Here is an 18,362-nt window from a genome sequence, read left to right as displayed (position 1 = left end):
CACAGGGGGGCGAAGGCGATGACGGCCGAGCTGGTCCGGGGGCAGAACCATCCGCTCCCCGAGGTCCGACTGGAAGTCCGTGTCTCGGCCGGCAAGCCGATCGTGGCCGGGGCCACGCTCAGCGACGAGCACGGCAAGGTGCACGGCGTGGAGTGGGTGGCCCACCCGGGCGCGCCCACGCTGCCCGGCCTCGAGGTGTCCAGGCAGGCGGCGGCCGACCACCGTCTCGCCTTCGACCTGGACGCCCTGCCGCAGACCGTGCACAGGGTGAGCGTGCTGCTCGCGCTGCCGTCCGGCGTCGGGGGCCCCGTCCGGTTCGGTGCCGTCGCCGCTCCCTTCCTCGCCGTCACCTGCCTCGACGGCACCGAGATCGCCAGCTACACCGTCACCGGCCTGGACTCCGAGTCGGCGGTCGTCGCCCTGGAGCTCTACCGCCGGCAGGGCGCGTGGAAGGTCCGCGCGGTCGGCCAGGGATACGCGGGTGGCCTCGCCGAACTCCTCGCCGACCAGGGCCTGTCCGAGGCGCCGCAGCTCGCGCACGGCATCAACGAAGCGGTGGCCCAGGGCCTGGCCCGCTCGGTGGCGGCGCCCCCGCCCCGGATCCCCGATGCCGACCGCCCCCGGCACGCCGCCGCCCCGGCACAGGGCCACGACCAGACCCACGGCGCCACCGCCCCCCAGGGCACCTCCCCGAACGGGTCACCGCCGCACAGCCCCTACGGCGCCCCGGACGCCCAGGGCAGCAGGCGAGCCGACCACGGAGCGGCACCGCAGCCGGGGCCCGCGTCGGCGGGACCGCCCGCCGGCACACCGTCCGCCGCACCCACTGCCGGTGGCCCCGTCAACTACACGCACCCCGGTCGGCAGACCGCGGCTGCTCCGCCGCCTCCGCCGACCGCGCCAGAGGCCCAGCCGGGACAGCCCGCGCAGCCCGTCGCCGGTGACGCCACCGGCTGGTCCATGGACGAGCGGCTCTACAACCAGGTGTGGGGCATGTTCGAGGACCTGGCCCGCACCACGGCCGCCTACCGCAGCGCCGTCGACTTCGCCGACTCGCGCATGGAACAGGAGCTCGACAAGGTCCTGTCCGACCCGCGCAACCGAATGGGCGGCCAGGGCGACGCCGCGCGCGAGGCGGCCCGGGCCAGGCACACGCAGCTCGTCGAACGTGCCAGGGAGGCCCTCGACCGGGACCTCGCCCAGCTCAAGGCGGAGGCGGACGTCGTCGAGCCGGCACTGCCCCCGGCGTACGCGCGCTGGGACAACCCCGTCTGGCACGGCTACCGGGTCCCGATGGAGACCCCCATGGCCCTGCGCCTGGGCGACCTACACCTCCCCGAGAGCGAGAACCTGCGGATACCGATGCTGGTCCGACTGCCGCTGGAGCGGGGGCTGTGGATCGACAGCGGCCGCTCCGGGTCGGACGAAGCCTCGCTCACCGACTCCGACGAACTGCGCGTCCTGGCCCTGGAGACGGCGGCCGCGCTCGCCGCACGGATCCTCGCGGTCTACCCGCCGGGCGACTTCTCGGTGCAGGTCATCGACCCCGCCGGTACGGGCGCGTCCGCGCTCGCGCCGCTGGTGCGGACCGGCGTGCTCGCAGGTCCACCCGCCGCCGGAGCCGCGGGCGTGACCGAGATGCTGAGCCGGCTCACCCAGCGCGTCGACCTGGTGCAGATGGCGGTGCGCGGTGGCGCGTCCGACGCCCTGCCCCCGGACTTCGACACGTCCGAACAGCTGCTGATCGTCAATGACTTCCCGCACGGCTTCGACGACCGGGCCGTCACGCAGCTGCGCTACCTCGCGGACGAGGGCCCGGCCGTGGGTGTCCACCTGATGATGGTCGCCGACCGTCAGGACGCCGCCGCGTACGGGCCGTTGCTCGACCCCCTCTGGCGTTCGCTGCTGCGACTCACACCCGTGCCCGACGACCACCTCGCCGACCCCTGGGTGGGGCACGCCTGGACGTACGAACCCGCGCTCGTCCCACCCGGAAGTCAGGTCCTGCAGCAGGTCCTCACCCAGGTCGCGGCGGCCCGCCGCTCCTGGAACCGTTGAGCCCTCCGGGTTACGCCCCAAGCGCAAGCAAAGCCATCTGACCAGGCATTTTGACCTCGCTTTTGCTCAACCCTTTACCTTTCCTTGGTGATTCGGGTACTCTTTTCCACACGGAGGGGAGTACTCCCTACCAACTGCGGCGCACCCGTCAGTACGGATCTGGCCAGATCCCGGGGCGTCGGCCCGGCGGCACCAGGCGTGTCAGACGCCAGGGGCGGGCACGGGTGGAAGAGACCTCCGGTAGCGACGACGCTGACATTTGCCGTTACGTACTGCCGGAGGCGCAGTGGAAGTTTCCACGACCCTGTGGGTCCTGACCATCGTGGGCCTTGCCGCCCTCATCGCGGTCGATTTCTTCATCGGCCGCAAGCCGCATGACGTGTCCATCAAGGAAGCCGGGATCTGGACGGTTGTCTGGATCGTCCTCGCCGTGCTCTTCGGGCTCGGCCTGCTCGTCTTCTCCGGTGGGCAGCCCGCCGGGGAGTTCTTCGCCGGCTTCATCACCGAGAAGTCGCTGAGCGTCGACAACCTCTTCGTCTTCGTCCTGATCATGGCGAAGTTCTCGGTGCCCTCTCAGTACCAGCAGCGGGTCCTGCTCATCGGTGTACTGATAGCCCTCGTGCTGCGCGCCGTCTTCATCGCCGCGGGCGCCGCCATCATCTCCAGCTTCGCCTGGGTCTTCTACATCTTCGGCGCCTTCCTGATCTACACCGCCTGGAAGCTGATCCAGGAGGCCAGGGCCGACGAGCCCGAGGAGGAGTACGAGGAGAACAAGCTGCTCAAGGCGGCCGAAAAGCGCTTCGGCGTGGCCGACCGCTACCACGGCACCAAGCTGTGGATCGAGCAGAACGGCAAGCGGGTCATGACGCCGATGCTGGTCGTGATGCTCGCCATCGGCACGACGGACGTGCTCTTCGCACTCGACTCGATCCCGGCGATCTTCGGTCTGACCCAGGACCCGTACATCGTGTTCACGGCCAACGCCTTCGCGCTGATGGGCCTGCGGCAGCTGTACTTCCTCATCGGCGGCCTGCTGAAGAAGCTGGTCCACCTCTCCTACGGACTGTCGGTGATCCTCGGCTTCATCGGCGTCAAGCTGGTGCTGCACGCGCTGCACGAGTCCGGCGTCCACGTCCCCGAGATCTCCATACCGGTCTCGCTCGGCGTGATCTGCTCGGTCCTGATCGTCACCACGATCACCAGCCTGATGGCTTCCAAGAAGCAGGCGGCGGCCGAGGCGGCGCAGCAGGAGACCGAAGGCGCTCCGCAGGACAGCGTCGAGGCCGGACGGCCGCAGGCGTAGCGACAACCAGCACCGGGAGCACCGCTGGTCGCGTCGCAGGCCACCGCTCCCGGTGCTTGTTCGTCCAGGTGCCCCGCGACTCGGGGCACCTGGGACGGGCCCGCCGCGGTCGGTGCAACGGGCCCGTCTCTCTCAGTCGGGGCCGCCCGTCCTCGCCTCAGCCGGTGGTGGCTCCGGCAGCGACCACCCGCCCCGGGTGTGTCTCCGGCAGCAACGCGAAGCAGCCGAGGCTCAGCAGCGCGATGCCCGTCAGGTACGCGGCCACGCCCCAGGGAATCCCCTCGCCCTGAGCCGCGGCTGTCGCCACGATCGGCGTCAGGGCGCCGCCGAGCACCCCGCCCAGGTTGTAGCCCACCGCGGCCCCCGTGCACCGCACACGGGGCTCGTACAGTTCGGGCAGATACGCCGCGATGACGGCGAACATCGTGATGAACGCGAGCATCGCCACGAGGAAGCCGAAGAACATCAGCAGCGGCTCACCGGTCGCCAGGAGTCTCACCATGGGGAACATCCACAGCGCGGACGCCGCGCAGCCGACCAGACACATGGGCCGCCGACCGAACCGGTCGCCGAGGAGCGCCGCCACCGGCGTGAGCGCGCCCTTGACGACCACGGCGGCCATGATGCAGGCCAGCATGACCGTACGGTCCACGCCCAGCCGTTCGGTGGCGTACGCGAGGGACCAGGTCGTCACCGCGTAGAACACGGCGTACCCGGTCGCGAGCGCCCCGGCTGTCAGCAGCACCAGCCGCCAGTGGCCGCGCACCACTTCGGCGAGGGGCACGCGCGCGTGGTTGTCGATGCCGAGGAACTGGGGGCTCTCGGCGAGAGAGGAGCGCAGCCACAGCCCGGCCAGGGCCAGCGCCCCCGCCACCCAGAACGGCACCCGCCATCCCCAGGACGCGAACCGGTCCTCCGAAAGCGTCGCCGACAGCACCAGCATCACGCCGTTGGCCAGCAAGAACCCCACCGCCGGGCCGATCTGCGGGAAGCTGGACCACAACGCGCGCCGCTCGGCAGGCGCGTGCTCCGCCGTCAGCAGCACGGCCCCGCCCCACTCCCCGCCGACCCCGAGCCCCTGCAGGAAACGCAGCCCGAGCAGCAGCGCGGGAGCGGCCAGCCCGATCGAGTCGTACGTCGGGACGCAGCCGACGGCGACCGTCGCCCCGCCGGTCAGCAGCAGCGAGGCGACCAGGACCGGCCGCCGTCCGTGCCGGTCCCCGATGTGCCCGAACAGCACCGACCCCAGGGGGCGAGCGACGAAGCCGACGCCGAAGGTCGCGAAGGCGGCGAGCATGCCCGCCACCGGCGAGAACGTCGGGAAGAACAGCGGCCCCAGGACCAGCGCGGCCGCCGTGCCGTACACGAAGAAGTCGTAGAACTCGATGGCCGTCCCGGCGAGCGAGGCGGCCGCGAGCCGCAACATGGAGGGTGGTCTCACGGTGTGTGCATGGCGCATGCCGCGTCAACTACCCACGGTGACGGGCGGTTACGGGGGCGCGCGGTGGTCCGTACGACGTCAGTGCCTCCCCACGAGTCTCAGTACGTCACCGTGATGCGCCGGGCGGGACCGTCCACGCGAATCGCGCCCCCATAGGGGATGACGACCTGGGGATCGGTGTGCCCGAGATCCACGTCGAAGACGATCGTCATGTCGGCGGCGTACACGCGCAGGGCGCGCAGCACGGCCTCGCGCTGTTCGGCCGCGTAACGGGCGCCCTCCTCCGGGCTGGTGCCGGGTCGCTCGATCGACCTGGTCCTGGCCCGGCCCATCAGGAGCGCGGAGAAGCGCTGGAGCAGTCCGCGCTCGCCCATGTTGCGAAGGGTGCGGAAGACCTCCTCGCCGCTCGGCATTTCCTCCGAGGTCTCCAGGAACAGCACGCCGCCGTCGAACACCGAGAGGTCGCGAGGGACCTCGCGGTCGGCCATCAGCAGCCAGCCCACGATCTCCAGGCAGCCGCCCCAGCTGCGGCCTTCGACCACCCGGTCCGCGTTGACCCAGGTCCAGCCCGTGCCCGGTCGGGTCTCCGGCTCGGACGCGAAGGTCGCCGGGTCCGCCCAGTCGCGGCTGACGTCGCTCCAGCGTTCGGCGGGCCTGAGCTCGTACTCACCCGAGGTGAAGAGGGCCGCCCGCACCGACTCGGCGGTCAACGGGTGCATCGCGACCGGCCGGCCCAACTCGGCCATCACGGACGCACCGTGGTAGCCGACAATGCCGGTGTTCCACAGGTACGCGAGCATGTTCGTGTTGTCGCTCCAACCGAAGAACGGTTTCGGGTTGGCGCGGATCAGCTCGCGGTCCAGCAGCGGCAGCACCGTGATCTGGTCGTCGCCGCCGATCGACGCGATGACCGCCTTGATGCCCGGGTCGGCGAAGGCCGCGTGGATGTCGTCGGCGCGTGCCTGGGGTGGCGAGCCCATTTTCCGGGTGGTCGGGTACTCGACCGGTTCGAGGCCGTAGTCGTTGCGCAGCCGTTCCAGACCCAGTTCGAAGGGGAGGGGGAGGAGTCCCGGCAGTCCGGAGGACGGGGAGAGCACGGCTACGCGGTCGCCGGGGGAGGGCTTGGGTGGATACGCGGGTGCGGTCATGCGGGGAGCGTACGGGCTCACTCACTGCCGGTGCACCGTGATAAACCGGGTCTGAGCAGCGGCCTTGGACGGCCGCCCGAGCGACCGGACCGGAGGAACCGTGCCCCGCACCCTCGCCAACGCCCCGATCATGATCCTCAACGGGCCCAATTTGAACCTTCTCGGCCAGCGCCAGCCCGAGATCTACGGTTCCGACACGCTCGCCGACGTCGAGGCCCTGTGCGCCAAGGCGGCGGCCGCGCACGGCGGCACGGTGGACTTCCGGCAGTCCAACCACGAGGGCGAACTGGTCGACTGGATCCACGAGGCGCGCCTGAACCACTGCGGCATCGTCATCAACCCCGGCGCCTACTCGCACACCTCGGTCGCGATCCTGGACGCCCTCAACACCTGTGACGGCCTGCCCGTGGTGGAGGTCCACATCTCCAACGTCCACAAGCGGGAGGAGTTCCGGCGCCACTCGTACGTCTCGCTCCGCGCCGACGGGGTCATCGCGGGCTGTGGGGTCCAGGGGTACGTGTTCGGGGTGGAGCGGGTCGCGGCGCTGGCGGGAGGGGGACAGGCGGACACCTGAGCGGGCCCGGACGGGGCTCGAAGCCGCCCGCAGACCGCCCTCATACGGACTGTCCGCGAGCCCCGTCCCAGATCTCCCGCCTCACAGCCGCCGGGCGTCCACGATCCGCCGCAGGAAGCGTCGGGTGCGCTCCTGCTGCGGATCCGCGAAGACCTGCTCGGCGGTGCCGCGCTCCAGGACCACGCCGCCGTCCAGGAAGCACACCTGGTCCGCGACCTCGCGGGCGAAGCCCATCTCGTGCGTCGCCAGCACCATGGTCATGCCCTCGTCCTTCAGATCCCGGACGACGGTGAGGACCTCGCCCACGAGTTCCGGATCGAGTGCGGCGGTGATCTCGTCGAGGAGCAGCAGCCGGGGCCGTACGGCCAACGCGCGGACGATCGCCACGCGTTGCTGCTGCCCGCCGCTCAGCCGGTCGGGGTACTCGGCCGCCCTGTCGCCGAGCCCGAGCCGTTCCAGCAGCTCCCGGGCGCGTTCCTCGGCCTCCGGGCGGGCCACGCCGTGGACGCGGCGCGGGGCGAGGGTGATGTTCTCCAGGACGGTCATGTGCGGGAAGAGGTTGTACGCCTGGAAGACCACGCCGATCCGGCGGCGCACCGCGTCCTGGTCCGCCCGGGGGTGCGTGATCTCCTCGTCGTCCAGCCAGATCGCCCCGTCGTCGATCTCCTCCAGGAGGTTGGCGCAGCGCAGCAGTGTCGACTTGCCGGACCCGGAGGCACCGATCAGGGCGGTCACCGTGTGCGGGGCGACCTCCAGGTCGACGTCGCGCAGGACCACAGCACCACCGAAGGTCTTGCGGACGGACTCCATCCGCAGCACCGGGGACTGCGGCGAGGACTGCTCCGTGGACTGACTCATGGCGTGCCTCCCTGGGCCCTGCGCCGGTCCATGCGGGCGGTGACCCAGTCCGTGAAGCGGGTCATGGGGATGGTCAGCGCGACGAAGACCAGCCCGGCGACGATGTACGGCGTGTAGTTGAGACTGCGGCCCACGATGATGTCGGCCGCGCGCACGGCGTCGACCGCGCCACCGATCGACACGAGCCCCGTGTCCTTCTGCAGCGACACCAGGTCGTTGAGCAGGGGCGGCACCTGGCGGCGCACCGCCTGGGGAAGGACGACGTGCCGCAGTGCCTGCCGGCTGGTCAGGCCGAGGGAGCGTGCCGCCGCCCGCTGCGAGGGGTGCACGGACTCGATGCCCGCACGGAACACCTCGGCGACGTACGCCGAGTACGTCAGTGTCAGTGCCGTGCCGCCCAGCAGCACCGGATCGACGGTCACGCCCTGCAGACGCAGAGCCGGGACGCCCAGCACGACGATCATCAGGTTGATGATGAGCGGCAGGCCCCGGAAGAAGTCGGTGTACGCGGCGGCCAGCGCCCGCAGGGGGAAGAAGACGGGGCCGGGCAGGGTGCGCGCGATGGCGATGAGCATGCCGAGGACGAGCACCGCGACACCGCACACCAGCAGCAGCCGGACGTTGAGCCACAGCCCTTCGAGGACCTTGGGGAACGCCTCGCGCGCGTACCCCCAGTCGAAGAAGGTCTCCCTGGTGCGTGGCCAGCCCGGCGCGTTGACGACGATCAGATAGAGGACGACAGCCGTGACCAGGGTCGAGAGCGCGGCGATCGCGGTCGCGCGGCGGGTGCGGGCACGCTTGTAGGCCTCCCGTTCGATCCGCCGCTGGGAGGGGACGTACGCCTCGCCCCCACCCCGCACGTCGCCCGGTTCGTCCTGCCCGGACTCCTCCTTCAGAACAGTCACTTCAGCACCGTCACTTGAGCACCGGGGCGTCGACGGCGTCGGACAGCCACTGCTTCTCGATCTTCGCCAGCGTGCCGTCCTCGCGCAGGGCGTCCACGGCGTCCGTCACGCACGAAGTGAGCGCACTGCCCTTGTCGAGGACGAGTCCGAACTGCTCCGGAGTGCCGCCCTCGTTCTCGAACTGTCCGACGATCTTCGCGTCCGTCACCTCGGCCGCGGTGATGTAGAAGGCGGTCGGCAGGTCGACCACGATGGCGTCGACCTGGCCGTTCTTCAGCGCGGACTTGGCCTGGTCGTTCTTGGCGAACGCGGCGGCCTCCTGCTGGGGCTTCACCACGTCGTTGATGTAGTCGAGGCTGGTGGTGCCGACCTGGGCGCCCAGCTTCACGTCCTTGAGGCCGGCGATGCTCGTCGCCTTCGCGGCCTTGGAGCCCTTGAGCGCGATGACGGCCTGGCGCACGTCGTAGTAGCCGGACGAGAAGTCCACGGCCTTCTTGCGCTCGTCGCTGATGGACACCTGGTTGATGTCGAAGTCGAAGGTCTTCTCACCGGGCGCGAAGGCCTTGTTGAAGGGCACGGTCTGCCAGACCACGTCGGACTTGTCGTAGCCGAGCTGCTTCGCCACGGCGTACGCGACCGCCGACTCGAAGCCCTTGCCGTTCGCGGGGTCGTCGTCCTCGAACCAGGGCTCGTACGCCGGCTTGTCGGTCGCGATCGTCAGCTTGCCGGACGTCTCGGTGCTCAACCTGCCCCTGGCGCAGTTCTCCTGGGCGGAGCCGGAGGCATCGCCGGACGCGTCGTCCTCGGGCTGCGGGGCGCAGCCCACGGCGACGGCTAGCAGGGCGACGGTGACGGCGGACGCGGCGCGGCGCAGGGCGCGAGGCGCTCCAAGGGCGAGAGGCATGGCGGGAGACTGACAGTGCGGAGTCCCGTTTGTCGAGGTCACGACGGCAATTGTCCGCATAGTGGGAGCGCGTGTTGCGATCTCGTGAACACCTGGCGGGAAACCTCCCCGAGGGCCCGGCGGTCAGCCCGAGGGGCCGCCGGCCGAGGGCGGGGATTGAATGGCCGGCGGCCCATACCCCACAGGAGCCGTCATCCTGTGCGGGCCTGCTTCCAGTGGACTGCGCCAATGACTGCGCCGGGAGCGCGCGAAGGGCACCAGCGCGTGTGTTCGGTTCACACGGGGCGCGTACGGCGCGCGCCCCGCGGTGCGCGCCGGGCGGTGCACCAACTTCCGCCCGGCGTCAGGGACTTCAAGAACGGCCTTAGGCCTTCAGGAAAGTCCGGGGTGTCACCAGCCCCGTGCGTGCCACTCCGGCAGATGCGGACGCTCCGCACCCAGTGTCGTGTCGTTGCCGTGTCCCGGGTAGACCCATGTCTCATCCGGGAGCACGTCGAAGATCTTCGTCTCGACGTCGTGGATCAGACTGGCGAACGCCTTTGGGTCCTTACGTGTGTTGCCCACACCTCCCGGGAACAGGCAGTCCCCCGTGAACACATGGGGGTGCCCGTGCGGGTCGTCGTAGACGAGTGCGATCGACCCCGGTGTGTGGCCGACCAGATGGCGGGCCGTCAGCTCGACGCGCCCCACCCGGATCGTGTCGCCGTCGTCGACCGGGACGTCGGTCGGTACCGGGATGCCGTCGGCGTCGTCCCGGCCCGCGTAGGTACGCGCACCCGTGGCCGCCACGACCTCGGCGAGCGCCTGCCAGTGGTCACCGTGCTGATGCGTGGTGACGACGGAGGCGATGCCGTCGCCGCCGATCAGCGTGAGCAGCGTGTCCGCGTCGTTCGCCGCGTCGATCAGCAACTGTTCGTCGGTGGCCCGGCAGCGCAGCAAGTACGCGTTGTTGTCCATCGGGCCGACCGCGACCTTGGAGATCATCAGGTCCTGCAGTTCGTGCACATCCGCAGGGCCGCCGACCTTCACCGCTCCGCTGTACGTCATGTCTGCAAGCCTATAGCGGGGGCAGCGACGGGAGGGGGCCGCCCGAGGTGTCCAGCCCCGCTCCTTCGCGGCGCCCGGCCAGCCAGCCGAGCAGCTCGGGGGCGGCACCGGTCACCGTGACCTCCGCCCCGGACGAGGTGCGGCCCGTGCTCCACGCGCGCGTGCCGTCCGTCAACCGGGTCGGCGGTACCTCGGGGTGCCCCGCGAAGCGGTCCGCGAGGAAGGCGATCTCCCGCTGCACGAACTCCTCCGGCAGGTCCTCCAGCTCGTACCCGATCCCGAGGTCCACGTGGTGCAACTCCACCTCGACCCAGCGCCGGAAAGGCACCCTCGCCGCCTGGTCGGTCACCCCGTTGCGCAGCTCCACCGTGCGCGACCAGTCCGCGGACGCCGAGGTGGCGTCCTGGAAGCGGTTCGCGCTCTCGCGCACGTCGGCGAGGTGGACGTCCAGGGGACGCGGGGCGTCCCGCTCGATGTCGGCGTCCCTGGCGTCTTCGGAGACGTACATGGGGCGCCCCTGGGAGACGTTCACGAGAGCGTCCGCGTTGCGGGCGAGGTGGGCGAGGACGTGGCCGCGGGTCCAGCCCGGCAGCCGCGACGGCTCGGAGACAGAGGCGTTGTCCAGCTTGGCGGCTGCGGTGAGGAGCCGTTCGGTCGCGTCACGTACAGATGCCAGGTCGCGGGCGTGATCCATCATGAGTCCGACCCTAACCCCGCCACACGTTTGGGTGAAGGATGTGGACCGCCGCCGCAAATCGAATGCGCGTGCTATATGGTCGGGGTCTGCGTCGGGCATGCTGGAAGGCCCGGGATTGTTGTGGAACGGGGAAACAGGACCGGCGCTGTCAGTGGCTCCCCCTAGTCTGTGAGGGGTGGGGGTCCCGCCCCTGCTACTTCACTCAAGAAAGGTGCGGACCGGCGTGGCCGACCGTCTCATCGTCCGTGGCGCGCGCGAGCACAACCTGAAGAACGTCTCGCTCGACCTGCCGCGCGACTCGCTCATCGTCTTCACGGGCCTGTCGGGGTCGGGCAAGTCCTCGCTGGCCTTCGACACCATCTTCGCCGAGGGCCAGCGCCGCTACGTGGAGTCGCTGTCCTCGTACGCCCGGCAGTTCCTCGGCCAGATGGACAAGCCGGACGTGGACTTCATCGAGGGTCTGTCCCCGGCTGTCTCCATCGACCAGAAGTCGACCTCGCGCAACCCGCGCTCGACGGTCGGCACCATCACCGAGGTCTACGACTACCTGCGACTGCTCTTCGCGCGCATCGGCAAGCCGCACTGCCCCGAGTGCGGCCGCCCGATCTCGCGTCAGTCGCCGCAGGCCATCGTCGACAAGGTCCTGGAGCTGCCGGAGGGGAGCCGCTTCCAGGTGTTGTCGCCGTTGGTGCGCGAGCGCAAGGGCGAGTTCGTCGACCTCTTCGCCGACCTGCAGACCAAGGGCTACTCCCGCGCGCGCGTGGACGGGCAGACCATCCAGCTCTCCGAGCCGCCGACGCTGAAGAAGCAGGAGAAGCACACCATCGAGGTGGTCGTCGACCGCCTCACGGTGAAGGACTCCGCCAAGCGCCGCCTCACCGACTCCGTGGAGACGGCCCTCGGCCTGTCCGGCGGCATGGTCGTGCTCGACTTCGTCGACCTCCCCGAGGACGACCCCGAGCGCGAGCGCATGTACTCGGAGCACCTGTACTGCCCGTACGACGACCTGTCCTTCGAGGAACTGGAGCCCCGCTCCTTCTCCTTCAACTCGCCCTTCGGCGCCTGCCCGGACTGCACCGGCATCGGTACGCGCATGGAGGTCGACCCCGAGCTGATCGTCCCGGACGAGGAGAAGTCGCTCGACGAGGGCGCCATCCACCCCTGGTCGCACGGTCACACCAAGGACTACTTCGGCCGTCTCATCGGAGCCCTCGCCGACGCGCTGGGATTCCGTACCGACATTCCCTTCGCCGGTCTCCCGCAGCGCGCGAGGAAGGCCCTGCTCTACGGCCACAAGACGCAGATCGAGGTCCGCTACCGCAACCGGTACGGGCGCGAGCGCGTGTACACCACGGCCTTCGAGGGCGCCGTCCCGTTCGTGAAGCGGCGGCACAGCGAGGCCGAGAGCGACGCCAGCCGTGAGCGCTTCGAGGGCTACATGCGCGAGGTGCCCTGTCCTACCTGTGAGGGCACGCGCCTGAAGCCGATCGTCCTCGCGGTCACGATCATGGAGAAGTCGATCGCCGAGGTCTCGGCGATGTCCATCAGCGACTGCGCGGAGTTCCTGGGCGAGCTGAAGCTCAACGCCCGCGACAAGAAGATCGCCGAGCGGGTGCTCAAGGAGGTCAACGAGCGGCTGCGGTTCCTCGTCGACGTCGGCCTGGACTACCTGTCGCTGAACCGTGCGGCCGGCACCCTCTCCGGCGGCGAGGCCCAGCGCATCCGCCTGGCCACCCAGATCGGCTCCGGACTCGTCGGAGTCCTCTACGTCCTCGACGAGCCGTCCATCGGCCTCCACCAGCGCGACAACCACCGGCTGATCGAGACCCTCGTCCGGCTGCGCGACATGGGCAACACGCTCATCGTCGTCGAGCACGACGAGGACACCATCAAGACCGCCGACTGGATCGTCGACATCGGCCCCGGCGCCGGCGAGCACGGCGGCAAGGTCGTGCACAGCGGTCCCCTGAAGGAGCTGCTGGACAACGCCGAGTCGATGACCGGGCAGTACCTGGCGGGCAAGAAGGAGATCGCACTCCCGGACATCCGCCGCCCCGTCGACCCGGGCCGCAGGCTCACGGTGCACGGCGCCCGCGAGAACAACCTCCAGGACATCGACGTGTCCTTCCCGCTGGGCGTGCTCACCGCCGTCACAGGCGTGTCGGGTTCCGGCAAGTCGACGCTGGTCAACGACATCCTGTACACGCACCTGGCCCGCGAGCTGAACGGCGCGAGGACCGTGCCCGGCCGCCACACGCGCGTGGACGGCGACGACCTCGTCGACAAGGTCGTCCACGTCGACCAGTCGCCCATCGGCCGCACCCCGCGGTCCAATCCGGCGACGTACACCGGAGTCTTCGACCACGTCCGCAAGCTGTTCGCCGAGACGACCGAGGCGAAGGTGCGCGGCTACCAGCCCGGGCGCTTCTCCTTCAACGTCAAGGGCGGCCGCTGCGAGAACTGCTCCGGCGACGGCACCATCAAGATCGAGATGAACTTCCTGCCGGACGTGTACGTCCCGTGCGAGGTCTGCCACGGGGCGCGCTACAACCGGGAGACCCTGGAGGTCCACTACAAGGGCAAGTCCATCTCCGAGGTCCTTGACATGCCGATCGAGGAGGCCCTCGGCTTCTTCGAGGCCGTGCCCGCGATCGCCCGACACCTGAAGACACTCAACGACGTCGGTCTCGGCTACGTCCGGCTCGGCCAGCCCGCGCCGACGCTGTCCGGCGGTGAGGCCCAGCGCGTCAAGCTCGCGAGCGAACTGCAGAAGCGGTCCACCGGGCGCACGGTGTACGTGCTCGACGAGCCGACCACCGGTCTGCACTTCGAGGACATCAGCAAGCTCATCTCGGTGCTGTCGGGCCTCGTCGACAAGGGCAACACGGTCATCGTCATCGAGCACAACCTCGACGTCATCAAGACCGCCGACTGGATCGTCGACATGGGCCCCGAGGGCGGCAGCGGCGGCGGCCTCGTCATCGCCGAGGGCACGCCCGAGCAGGTCGCCGGGGTCCCGGCCAGCCACACGGGCAAGTTCCTGCGGGAGATCCTGGGCGCCGAGCGCGTCAGCGACGCCGCCCAGGTGAAGGCCCCGCGCAAGGCCGCGGCCAAGAAGGCGGTCGCCGCCACGGCGACGGCCAGGAAGACAGCCACGGCGAAGACCGCCAACAACACGGCGACCAGGAAGGCCGCCTCGGCCACCAAGAGGGCCGCCACGAAGAAGGCGGCGCGGGCACCCAAGGCGTGACGTCCGCGCCCTGAGGCGAGACAGCGAAGCGCACGACGGGCGGTGTCCCACGGGAACTCCCCGCGGGACACCGCCCGCCGCACGTCAGCAGCCGTTCGAGTCCGCCGCGTCCGCCGAGTCCGCGGACACCACAGGCTCCACGGCGACGGTCACAGGCCGCCCAGTTCGGTGGCGTACGGCGGTTCCGCGCCCGCCCGGGAGCAGGTGATCGCCGCAGCGCGCGCCGCGAACCGCAGCAGCCGCGCCCAGCCGTCGGCGCCGAGGCCCACGAGGGCCTCGGGGGACAGCGCGTCCCACGTGGACAGACCGTGCAACAGGGCCGCGTTGACCGTGTCGCCGGCGCCGATGGTGTCCACGACGTCAACGCGTTCGCCCGGAACGGAGTGTTCGCCGCCGTCGCCGGTGAAGGCCGTCAGCCCGTCGCCGCCGTGCGTGACCACGACGGCGGCGGGGCCGGAGGCCAGCCATTCACGCGGGGTGCCGCCGAGCCACCGGGCGTCCTCCTCGGAGAGCTTCAGCAGGGACACCGACGGCAGCCAGCTCTTGAACCGGGCACGGTAGGCGTCCGCGTCCGGGATGAGCCCTGCCCGGATGTTCGGGTCGAGCGCGGTGAAGACCCCCTGGGCCGCGGCCGTCCGCATCAGCTCCTCGTACGCGCTCGCGCCGGGCTCCAGGACGAGCGAGCAGGTACCGAAGGACACGGCCCTCGTGCCGGCGGGCAGGCCGCCGGGAGCCTCGAACAGCCGGTCCGCCGTGCCCTCGACGTAGAAGGAGTACGCGGCCGAACCGCTCTCGTCGATCGAGGCCACGGCGAGGGTCGTCGGCTCCGCACCGCGCTGCACGGACGCCACGTCCACACCCGCCGCGCGCAGCCCGTCCAGCAGCGCGTCACCGAACGCGTCGCGCGAGACGCGGGAACAGAACGCGGTGGGCGAGCCGAGGCGGCCGAGGGCCACCGCCGTGTTGTAAGGGCCGCCGCCGCGAGCGGGCTGGAGGTCCACGAGGGCGCCCGCGCCCCGCGGTACCAGGTCGATCAGGGCCTCACCGGCGACGACGATCACGAGTCGGGTCCTTTCTGGGAGTCCTTCGGGCTCCGCGCGCCCACGGAGATCTCCGGACGTGGGGTGCTCTCGCGGCTTTCCGGACAGCCGCACGAGCCGCGGTGGACGAACGTGGAGGGCAGCCGGACAGTACGGGCGGGCTGCTCAGGCGTACCCAGCCGCTCCAGCAGCAGCCGCACGGCCTGAGCGCCGATCTCCTTGCTGGGCTGGGCGACGGCGGTGAGCCGTGGGTGGAACAGATCGGCCCACGCGAAGTCGTCGAAGCAGCACAGCGCGACGTCTTCGGGTACGCGGACGCTCAGCTCGCCCATGGCGCGCAGGGCGCCGATGGTCATGGCGTTGTTGCCGGTGACGAGCGCCGTGGGCGGGCTCGCCCGGGTGAGCAGCTCACGCGTGACGCGCCGGGACACCTCCGCGTCGGAGTCGCCCTGCGCCACGAGCGACTCGTCGTACGGCAGCCCGGTGGCCGAGAGGCCGAGACGGTAGCCGGTGATCCGCTCGCCCGTGGTGCTCAGGCCGGGCAGACCCGCGACCAGCCCGATGCGCCGGTGGCCGAGATCGGCGAGATGTCCGACCAGTCGCGCCATGGGCCCGGTGCTCTCGGTGCAGACCTGGTCGAAGCGGAACGGGTCGCCGTCGGGCACGGTGACCAGCCGGTCCAGGAACACCGTCGGGACGTCGTGCCGGCGGAGGTAGTCCAGGAGGCCGTCCGGTCGGGCGGAGGGCGCGACGATCATGCCGTCCACACGCCGTTCGTGCAGGAGCTGGACGACCTTCCGCTCGTGCTCCGGGTCGTCGTGCGGATCGGCGATCAGCAGGCTGTAGCCGTGCTCCAGCGCGCCTGCCTCGACGCCCTGGAGGATCTCCGTGAAGTACGGGTTGCTGACCGCCGACACCGCGAGCCCGATGGACCGCGTCCGCGAGGTGACCAGGGAACGGGCCAGCGTGTTGGGCGTGTAACCGAGCGCCTCGATGGCGTCGAGGACCAGCTGGCGGGTCTGCGGCCGCACGGCGCGCGTGTTGTTCAGCACGTGCGAGACGGTCGCCACGGACACACCCGCGTGCTGCGCGACGTCGACCATGGTGGCCAAGGCGGTCCCCTCCTCGAACACGGTGAGCTGCCTGAGCGGAAGCTACCGCATCCGGACGAGGACGTAAACGTTTACGCAAGCGCTTACGTGTGAGGGCGAGGGCGAGGGCGAGGGCGAGGGCGAGGGCGAGGGCGAGGGCACGGGTACGGGTACGGGTATGGGTACGGGCACGAGCGGAGACGGTGGCGGAGGCGCTCGGCCGGTCAGATCACTCCCAGTCCCAGCCGATGCCCAGGATCCCGGAGCGGACGCGCGGCTCGACCAGGTGGACCGAGCGGTGCCGGCGGTTCAGAGGCAGTTCGTGGCGGCCGGTGCGCGGGGCCGCCGCCGTGTGCTGGGCGAAGCGGTGGCAGCGCGTGGGCAGCGCCCGCTCGTCGAAGCAGACCTGGAGCGCGTACTGCCCGTCCGAGTAGCCGAACCCGCGGGCGTACTCGTAGGACGTCCCGGCCGTGCCGTCCTCGACCCGGTACCGGAAGAGGAAGGTGTCGCCCGTGCGCAGCCGGAGGTCGAAGAGCAGTTCCGCGACGAGTACCCCGGTGTCGCGGTGCCAGCGGACGCGCCCCGTGCGGCAGTTCTCCAGGGCACGCACGGTCATGCGCTCCGGGGCGCATCCGGGGTCACCGTGGTGGACGGCCACATATCGGTCCACACCGTCCTTGTAGGCGCGCACGATGTGGTGGGACTCGCGGGCCAGCAGTTCGCGGCGCGCCCCGATCCGGACCTGTTCGTGGTGGCCGATGGTGTGCAGGCCGCCGTCGAGCGACGTCTCCAGTTCGTTCAGGAGCTGCTCCAGCACTCCCGACGCCTCCACCAGGGAGCGGTACGAGCGGCCGGCGTGACGTTCCTGGCCAGGGCGTTCCTCGGTCTCGGCGAGCAGGCGGATCAGCGACTCGTCGGGGAGGCGGAGGATCTCCTCCAGGGCGCGCACGGCCCGCAGGGACTCGGGACGCTGTGGCCGTCGGGCGCCCTGTTGCCAGTAGCTCAGACTGGTCACGCCGACCTTCACCCCGTAGCGCGACAGGTGGTGCTGGACGCGTTGCAGGGGCAGCCCGCGCGCGGCGATGGCGGCACGCAGGGCGACATGGAAGGGGCCGCTCCGCAAGGCCGTTTCCAGTTCCGCCGCGGCGAGGTCGGCCTCCGCCATGGCGACGTCCGCGTGCTCTGTGCCGTGCAGCATGCAGGGGCCTTTCTGTCCGGGGTGCGGACGGCTGGTCGGACCGTTCGCGTACGTGCGTCAGGTGCCCGGTGGGCGCCGGTGCTCGGTGGGCCGGAACTCCACGCCCGTATGTGGGCAGTTCACGGCGCCGGGCCATCCCGCATTGAAGCGTGTTGACCATGCTCCGACAACACCTGGCGCGGAACGCCTCGCTCACCCGTCAAGCCGTCGGTGACCCCGGCTCCGGTCCCAGAAGATCGCGTATGGCGCGCCCGGACAGCCACGACTTGTGCAGGAACCCACGGGCGGGACTCGCGGCGACGAGCTCCTCGAAGTCGTCCAGGGGGTGCGTGGAGATGAGGATGATGACGGAGGAAACGGTCTCCGCCAGCCGCGTGGCCAGGTCGAAGCCGCTCTCGCCGGCGAGGTCCAGGTCCACCAGCACGACGTCCGGGGCCAGCTCGGTGGCCCGCGCGATCGCCTGCGCGCCCGTCGAGGCGACGCCGACGACACTGACCCCGTCGCGCTCCAGCAGGGAGCGCGCTGCCTCCAGGAACCGGGCGCTGTCATCGACGAGCAGACAGCGCATGGACATGCAGCAAGGGTGCCAACCGGTCGGTGATTGCGCCTTCCGGCTAGCCGGAAAAGTACGGGGTGCTCAGTTCACGAGGGCCGCGAGGGGCGGGAAGAGTGCTGACGTCCTGTGCCCGAAGGCCGGGGAGTGCGCACCTCGCGTGGGTCGCAGAGCCGGTGGAATGCTGACGTCCCGTGCCCGATGGCCGGAGGAGTGTGGTCCGGTCTTGTGCGCGATGGCCGGAGGAGTGTGGTCCGGTCTTGTGCGCGATGGCCGGAGGAGTGTGGTCCGGTCT

At 70.6% G+C, this 18,362-nt stretch carries 15 protein-coding genes; 4 read left to right on the top strand and 11 right to left on the bottom strand.

The features are described from left to right. Positions 1 to 18 precede the first annotated feature (18 nt). Both ACZ49J_RS11480 and ACZ49J_RS11475 read left to right on the top strand, forming a co-directional pair. On the top strand, positions 19 to 2,058 hold the full coding sequence (locus ACZ49J_RS11480) for a TerD family protein (RefSeq protein ID WP_467451275.1): 2,040 nt from the start codon (positions 19 to 21) through the stop codon (positions 2,056 to 2,058). A gap of 286 nt (positions 2,059 to 2,344) precedes the next feature. Beyond that, positions 2,345 to 3,361 carry a TerC family protein gene (locus tag ACZ49J_RS11475; protein ID WP_467451274.1) on the top strand — a complete coding sequence of 339 codons (1,017 nt, stop codon included), beginning with the start codon at positions 2,345 to 2,347 and terminating at the stop codon, positions 3,359 to 3,361. A gap of 157 nt (positions 3,362 to 3,518) precedes the next feature. On the opposite strand, the gene ACZ49J_RS11470 is transcribed toward ACZ49J_RS11475, so the two are convergent. Together ACZ49J_RS11470 and ACZ49J_RS11465 are read right to left on the bottom strand one after the other, a co-directional pair. Beyond that, the gene (locus tag ACZ49J_RS11470; RefSeq protein WP_467451338.1) at positions 3,519 to 4,787 is read right to left on the bottom strand and encodes an MFS transporter; all 1,269 of its coding nucleotides are present in this window, start codon (positions 4,785 to 4,787) and stop codon (positions 3,519 to 3,521) included. Between the two features lie 113 nt (positions 4,788 to 4,900). Further along, positions 4,901 to 5,950: a S66 family peptidase gene (locus ACZ49J_RS11465; protein ID WP_467451273.1), complete on the bottom strand. Its 1,050-nt coding sequence runs from the start codon at positions 5,948 to 5,950 to the stop codon at positions 4,901 to 4,903. 100 nt (positions 5,951 to 6,050) lie between these two features. Between ACZ49J_RS11465 and aroQ the strand changes: the two genes are divergently transcribed. Next, complete coding sequence (gene aroQ / locus ACZ49J_RS11460) at positions 6,051 to 6,524, top strand: type II 3-dehydroquinate dehydratase (protein WP_467451272.1); 474 nt, start codon at positions 6,051 to 6,053, stop codon at positions 6,522 to 6,524. 81 nt (positions 6,525 to 6,605) lie between these two features. Here the strand turns inward: aroQ and ACZ49J_RS11455 are convergent, their stop codons facing one another. The 5 genes from ACZ49J_RS11455 to ACZ49J_RS11435 form a co-directional block, all read right to left on the bottom strand. After that, positions 6,606 to 7,382 (bottom strand): amino acid ABC transporter ATP-binding protein, encoded by a 777-nt coding sequence (locus tag ACZ49J_RS11455; RefSeq protein WP_467451270.1) that lies wholly within the window; start codon positions 7,380 to 7,382, stop codon positions 6,606 to 6,608. Continuing rightward, positions 7,379 to 8,287 (bottom strand): amino acid ABC transporter permease, encoded by a 909-nt coding sequence (locus ACZ49J_RS11450; protein ID WP_467451269.1) that lies wholly within the window; start codon positions 8,285 to 8,287, stop codon positions 7,379 to 7,381. The genes ACZ49J_RS11455 and ACZ49J_RS11450 overlap by 4 nt, the downstream gene beginning before the upstream one ends. Before the next feature lie 10 nt (positions 8,288 to 8,297). After that, positions 8,298 to 9,191 (bottom strand): ABC transporter substrate-binding protein, encoded by an 894-nt coding sequence (locus tag ACZ49J_RS11445; RefSeq protein WP_467451268.1) that lies wholly within the window; start codon positions 9,189 to 9,191, stop codon positions 8,298 to 8,300. Between the two features lie 390 nt (positions 9,192 to 9,581). Beyond that, a complete protein-coding gene (locus ACZ49J_RS11440; protein ID WP_467451267.1) occupies positions 9,582 to 10,238 on the bottom strand; it encodes an MBL fold metallo-hydrolase in 657 nt (218 codons plus the stop codon). A 10-nt stretch (positions 10,239 to 10,248) separates the two neighbouring features. Continuing rightward, a complete protein-coding gene (locus ACZ49J_RS11435) occupies positions 10,249 to 10,935 on the bottom strand; it encodes a maleylpyruvate isomerase family mycothiol-dependent enzyme (protein WP_467451265.1) in 687 nt (228 codons plus the stop codon). Between the two features lie 223 nt (positions 10,936 to 11,158). Between ACZ49J_RS11435 and uvrA the strand changes: the two genes are divergently transcribed. After that, positions 11,159 to 14,185 (top strand): excinuclease ABC subunit UvrA, encoded by a 3,027-nt coding sequence (uvrA, locus tag ACZ49J_RS11430; RefSeq protein ID WP_467451264.1) that lies wholly within the window; start codon positions 11,159 to 11,161, stop codon positions 14,183 to 14,185. Between the two features lie 149 nt (positions 14,186 to 14,334). Here uvrA and ACZ49J_RS11425 read toward each other — a convergent pair whose 3' ends face one another. The 4 genes from ACZ49J_RS11425 to ACZ49J_RS11410 all read right to left on the bottom strand — a co-directional run bounded on the left by ACZ49J_RS11425 (position 14,335) and on the right by ACZ49J_RS11410 (position 18,088). Next, positions 14,335 to 15,246, bottom strand: coding sequence for a carbohydrate kinase family protein (locus ACZ49J_RS11425; protein WP_467451263.1), 912 nt, complete (start codon positions 15,244 to 15,246; stop codon positions 14,335 to 14,337). After that, positions 15,243 to 16,337, bottom strand: coding sequence for a LacI family DNA-binding transcriptional regulator (locus ACZ49J_RS11420; protein WP_467451262.1), 1,095 nt, complete (start codon positions 16,335 to 16,337; stop codon positions 15,243 to 15,245). The genes ACZ49J_RS11425 and ACZ49J_RS11420 overlap by 4 nt, the downstream gene beginning before the upstream one ends. A 208-nt stretch (positions 16,338 to 16,545) precedes the next feature. Next, positions 16,546 to 17,514: a hypothetical protein gene (locus ACZ49J_RS11415; RefSeq protein ID WP_467451261.1), complete on the bottom strand. Its 969-nt coding sequence runs from the start codon at positions 17,512 to 17,514 to the stop codon at positions 16,546 to 16,548. A gap of 199 nt (positions 17,515 to 17,713) precedes the next feature. Then, entirely contained in the window at positions 17,714 to 18,088 is a 375-nt protein-coding gene (locus ACZ49J_RS11410) for a response regulator (protein WP_467451260.1), read from the bottom strand. Between the last annotated feature and the right edge of the window lie 274 nt (positions 18,089 to 18,362).

The sequence above is a fragment of the Streptomyces sp. NPDC030840 genome (assembly GCF_055572015.1).
The sequence above is the reverse complement of the archived record's forward strand: the minus strand, read 5'-3'. Positions and strand labels throughout refer to the sequence as shown.

What these genes read in the sequence shown, in the direction of transcription:
- ACZ49J_RS11440 (WP_467451267.1), bottom strand. Translation starts at nt 10,238, where the DNA reads ATGACGTACAGCGGAGCGGTGAAGGTCGGCGGCCCTGCGGATGTGCAC.
- ACZ49J_RS11465 (WP_467451273.1), bottom strand. Translation starts at nt 5,950, where the DNA reads ATGACCGCACCCGCGTATCCACCCAAGCCCTCCCCCGGCGACCGCGTA.
- ACZ49J_RS11470 (WP_467451338.1), bottom strand. Translation starts at nt 4,787, where the DNA reads ATGTTGCGGCTCGCGGCCGCCTCGCTCGCCGGGACGGCCATCGAGTTC.
- ACZ49J_RS11455 (WP_467451270.1), bottom strand. Translation starts at nt 7,382, where the DNA reads ATGAGTCAGTCCACGGAGCAGTCCTCGCCGCAGTCCCCGGTGCTGCGG.
- ACZ49J_RS11415 (WP_467451261.1), bottom strand. Translation starts at nt 17,514, where the DNA reads ATGCTGCACGGCACAGAGCACGCGGACGTCGCCATGGCGGAGGCCGAC.
- ACZ49J_RS11410 (WP_467451260.1), bottom strand. Translation starts at nt 18,088, where the DNA reads ATGTCCATGCGCTGTCTGCTCGTCGATGACAGCGCCCGGTTCCTGGAG.
- ACZ49J_RS11435 (WP_467451265.1), bottom strand. Translation starts at nt 10,935, where the DNA reads ATGATGGATCACGCCCGCGACCTGGCATCTGTACGTGACGCGACCGAA.
- ACZ49J_RS11445 (WP_467451268.1), bottom strand. Translation starts at nt 9,191, where the DNA reads ATGCCTCTCGCCCTTGGAGCGCCTCGCGCCCTGCGCCGCGCCGCGTCC.
- ACZ49J_RS11480 (WP_467451275.1), top strand. Translation starts at nt 19, where the DNA reads ATGACGGCCGAGCTGGTCCGGGGGCAGAACCATCCGCTCCCCGAGGTC.